The organism is Paenibacillus albiflavus (assembly GCF_004344915.1).
GTDB lineage: Bacteria > Bacillota > Bacilli > Paenibacillales > NBRC-103111 > Paenibacillus_AM > Paenibacillus_AM albiflavus.
The window spans coordinates 1-2,796 of the sequence record NZ_SKFG01000058.1; the positions used below are offsets into that span (position 1 = coordinate 1).

The 2,796-nt window shown below is 43.3% G+C and carries 1 protein-coding gene, 11 tRNA genes and 1 rRNA gene; all 13 read left to right on the plus strand.

Annotated elements, in window-relative coordinates:
* Positions 1–108: ribosomal RNA gene (gene rrf, locus E0485_RS24130) — 5S ribosomal RNA — on the plus strand; the annotation flags it as partial.
* 12 nt (positions 109–120) lie between these two features.
* A tRNA-Asn gene (locus tag E0485_RS24135) sits at positions 121–196 on the plus strand.
* 5 nt (positions 197–201) lie between these two features.
* A tRNA-Glu gene (locus tag E0485_RS24140) sits at positions 202–276 on the plus strand.
* A gap of 6 nt (positions 277–282) precedes the next feature.
* Positions 283–358: transfer RNA gene (locus tag E0485_RS24145), tRNA-Val, on the plus strand.
* A gap of 25 nt (positions 359–383) precedes the next feature.
* Positions 384–460 (plus strand) — tRNA-Met (locus E0485_RS24150).
* Positions 461–494: 34 nt separating this feature from the next.
* Positions 495–571 (plus strand) — tRNA-Asp (locus E0485_RS24155).
* A gap of 7 nt (positions 572–578) precedes the next feature.
* Positions 579–654 (plus strand) — tRNA-Thr (locus E0485_RS24160).
* A gap of 44 nt (positions 655–698) precedes the next feature.
* Positions 699–774 (plus strand) — tRNA-Lys (locus E0485_RS24165).
* Positions 775–791: 17 nt separating this feature from the next.
* Positions 792–871, plus strand: a tRNA-Leu gene (locus E0485_RS24170).
* Between the two features lie 5 nt (positions 872–876).
* A tRNA-Gly gene (locus E0485_RS24175) sits at positions 877–951 on the plus strand.
* An 8-nt stretch (positions 952–959) separates the two neighbouring features.
* Positions 960–1,036: transfer RNA gene (locus E0485_RS24180), tRNA-Arg, on the plus strand.
* A 9-nt stretch (positions 1,037–1,045) separates the two neighbouring features.
* Positions 1,046–1,119, plus strand: a tRNA-Pro gene (locus E0485_RS24185).
* A gap of 251 nt (positions 1,120–1,370) precedes the next feature.
* Entirely contained in the window at positions 1,371–2,375 is a 1,005-nt protein-coding gene (locus tag E0485_RS24190) for a serine hydrolase domain-containing protein (RefSeq protein WP_132420598.1), read from the plus strand.
* The last annotated feature ends 421 nt before the right edge of the window (positions 2,376–2,796 follow it).

The following is a 2,796-nucleotide window of genomic DNA, read 5'->3' on the forward strand; positions in this document are numbered from 1 at the left end:
GATGGCGGAAGGGAACCACGCGTACCCATCCCGAACACGACCGTTAAGCCTTCCAGCGCCGATGGTACTTGGATCGAAGGATCCTGGGAGAGTAGGACGTTGCCAAGCGAAAAAAAATATTCCCTGATAGCTCAGTTGGTAGAGCACTCGACTGTTAATCGAGTTGTCACAGGTTCGAGTCCTGTTCGGGGAGCCATTTAAGGCCCGTTGGTCAAGGGGTTAAGACACCTCCCTTTCACGGAGGTAACAGGGGTTCGAATCCCCTACGGGTCACCATATTACGGAGGCTTAGCTCAGCTGGGAGAGCATCTGCCTTACAAGCAGAGGGTCAGCGGTTCGATCCCGTTAGCCTCCACCATAATTGGATATACTAATGATAATGACGCGGGGTGGAGCAGCCCGGTAGCTCGTCGGGCTCATAACCCGAAGGCCGCAGGTTCAAATCCTGCCCCCGCAACCAATTTTATGAATCAACCAGTTCATAAAATCTTCGCGGAGCCGTGGTGTAGAGGCCTAACATGCCTGCCTGTCACGCAGGAGACCGCGGGTTCGAATCCCGTCGGCTCCGCCATTTTTATGCCGGTGTAGCTCAACTGGTAGAGCAACTGACTTGTAATCAGTAGGTTGGGGGTTCAAGTCCTCTCGCCGGCACCATTTTTTCAGCAATGTATTAGCTTTATAAGCTAAAGGTTTGTTGAGAGCCATTAGCTCAGTTGGTAGAGCACCTGACTTTTAATCAGGGTGTCGAAGGTTCGAGTCCTTCATGGCTCACCATTTATTTATCCCGATGCGCGCGTATGGCGGAATTGGCAGACGCACTAGACTTAGGATCTAGCGGGAAACCGTGGGGGTTCAAGTCCCTCTACGCGCATCTTTGCGGAAGTGGCTCAGCGGTAGAGCATCGCCTTGCCAAGGCGAGGGTCGCGGGTTCGATTCCCGTCTTCCGCTCCAATAATTTTGCGCCCTTAGCTCAGCTGGATAGAGCGTTTGACTACGAATCAAAAGGTCGGGAGTTCGAATCTCTCAGGGCGCGCCATTTTTTTATCGGGATGTAGCTCAGCTTGGTAGAGCACCTGGTTTGGGACCAGGGGGTCGCATGTTCAAATCGTGTCATCCCGATACGAATTGATAGACTAGCAATAGGAATCAAGCAAAAGACTATTCTTTTAGACATTGTTCTAATCGAATAGTCTTTTTTGCATTTGTAAAATAGTTTGCGGAAACGTAATCTAAATATTTGAAATATAAGAACAAATGTTCTATAATGATGTATAAAGAGGATAGGTATTTAGAACGTCACCAAATATTTTTACAAAAACTAAGGGGGGTTGAGCTTGAACTTGAATCCTGAGATAAATATGTACGACCTTATGGAGCGCTACCATGTACCGGGGCTAAGTATTGCACTAATTCATGATAGACAAATCCATATGGCAAAGGGTTTTGGAGTGCTTGAAGCAGGTACGGATCATAAGGTAGATAGTGATACTATTTTTAATGCTTGTTCGATAAGCAAATTTGTAACAGCGATGTTGGTTATGAAATTAGTGGATCAGGGATTTTTGGATTTAGATGAAGATATCAATAATATTCTTACATCATGGAAACTTCCTTACAGCAAACTCATACAGAGCAACAAAGTTACTCTTCGAACATTACTTAGCCATCAGTCTGGTGTTGTTGATCCAGAGGGGAGTTTTGGTGAATTTGATCCCACACAAGGTATTCCTACTATGGTTGATCTATTAGAGGGAAGAACTCCGTATTGTAAAGAGTCTATTAAAGTGATGTATAAGCCTGGCAGCGACTTTCAATATTCAGATATTGGATTTTGCATTATTCAACAAGCTATTGAAGATGTATTAGGTCAATCTTTTGAGGAAATTATGAATGAACTTGTGTTTGAACCCCTGAATATGAAGAGTAGTTTGATCATGAGGTCAGCGGACGTAAAGTTTAGTCAAAAGATTTCTTGTGGTCATCAGAGCAATGGTGACTTAGTTAGTAGTAAGTATCCATTCTATCCTTACCCAGCTGCTGTTGGGGTTTGGACGTCTCCTTCAGATTTAGCCCGTTTGGTTATAGAATTAATGTATTCCTTGCATGGAACTAGTCAACTTGGGATTTCCCCAAGGACCAGCAAAGAGATGATTACATCTCAAGGTGGTAAAGTATGGGCGGGACTAGGACTTTTCTTAGATAGCTCGAATCATGAAGTTGAAATTTCATCGCTTGGATGGGGAGTAGGCTATCAATGTATGATGATTGCTTACCCATATCTCAGATCGGGAGCAGTTATTATGACCAATACAGATTTAGGCGTCCATCAGATGAAAGGAATCATTGGGGAAATCGTGAATTCGCTTGAGTGGTAATTCATTAGTAATAGAGTTTGTCGAAAATAATCGAAAAACATGTTGCATTATGTTTTTATATATGATATATTGTAATTCCTGTCACGGAAGATCACGACAGGGACATGTTAATTAAAGAGCTTTATCGCAAGAAGATAGTGATTGGTAAAAATTATCACTTGCACAAAATTGATAAACATGTTATATTAGATATCTAGCCGCCGAGAACAAGGTTGCTAGAAACGAAAGAAATTGTCCTTTGAAAACTGAACAACGAGTGAAGAAATAAATGAGATTATTAATCTCAACAACGTCGAGAGAGTAACACTTCGGTGCTTATGATTGAGACAAGCTAGCAAGAAATTTTGAGCAAATCAGCTCACCTTTAATGGAGAGTTTGATCCTGGCTCAGGACGAACGCTGGCGGCGTGCCTAATACATG